Consider the following 1091-nt stretch of genomic DNA (forward strand, 5'->3'; position numbering starts at 1 on the left):
CCGCTGCCGATCATCATGTGGATCCACGGCGGCGGCTGGGTGCTCTTCGACATCGACACCTACGACGCCTCCTGCCGCGGGCTGACCAACAAGACCGGCGCGATCGTGGTCTCCCCCGACTACCGGCGGGCCCCGGAGGCCGTGTTCCCCGCCTCCCACGACGACGTGCTCGCCGCCTGGCGCTGGAGCGTGGCCAACGCCGCGCAGATGGGCGGGGACCCGTCCCGCATGGCGATCGGCGGTGAGTCGGTCGGCGGGAACATGGCCCCGGCCACCATCCGCCAGCTGGCCGAGGCCGGGGAGCCGCTCCCGGCCGCCCAGGTGTGCGTGTACCCGCTGACCACCCCGGAGCAGTTCGGGGAGTCCATGGTCGACGCCGCCGACGGTCGCCCGCTCAACCGCGCCCTGCTGTCCTGGATGGCGATGCACGCCTTCGCCGGCGTCCCCGAGGCGGCGCAGGACCCCCGCATCGACCTGCTGAGCTGGCCCCGGCAGTCCCTGGCGCTGATGCCCCCGACCCTGGTGATCACCGACGAGCGCGACGTCCTGCGCAGCCAGGGACAACAGTTCGCGGCGAACCTCGAGGCCGCCGGCGTGCCCACCACGTCGACGTACTACGCAGGCGTGATGCACGAGTTCTTCGGCGCCTCCGCCGTGCTCGACAAGGCCGAGGCCGCCCAGCAGCAGGCCGCCGACCACTTCACCACGGCCCTCCACAGCACCACCCCGACCCCCACCACCGACTGAGCCACCGGCACCGGCCGGGGCCCCGCCACCGGGATTCTCAACACGGGGCGCCCAAAGGCCAGGTACATCCCCTGGCCCACGGTTGCCCGCCCGCATCACCTCATCCGATGGCACAACCCCACGTGATGCAGTTCAACCAAGACGACGAAGGAGCACGACTCATGAAGGCACTGGTATGGCACGGCGAGGGTGACATCCGTCTCGACAACGTGGCCGACCCCTCGATCCAGGACCCCAACGACGCGATCGTGCGCATCACGCGCAGCGCGATCTGCGGCACCGACCTTCACTTCATCCGCGGCACCATGGCCGGCATGCACGAGGGCACGATCCTGGGCCACGAG

The 1091-nt window shown here is 70.9% G+C and carries 2 protein-coding genes; both read left to right on the forward strand.

Features of this window, described 5'->3' with window-relative positions:
* On the forward strand, window positions 1–747 hold a 747-nt coding region (locus BJF77_RS00005), incomplete at its 5' end, for an alpha/beta hydrolase (protein WP_139318350.1).
* 161 nt (window positions 748–908) lie between these two features.
* Window positions 909–1091 (forward strand): alcohol dehydrogenase catalytic domain-containing protein (locus BJF77_RS00010; protein ID WP_158041116.1); only part of this gene is annotated, 183 nt, incomplete at its 3' end.

It is taken from the genome of Kocuria sp. CNJ-770, from assembly GCF_001942375.1.
Taxonomy (GTDB): Bacteria; Actinomycetota; Actinomycetes; order Actinomycetales; family Micrococcaceae; genus Kocuria; species Kocuria oceani.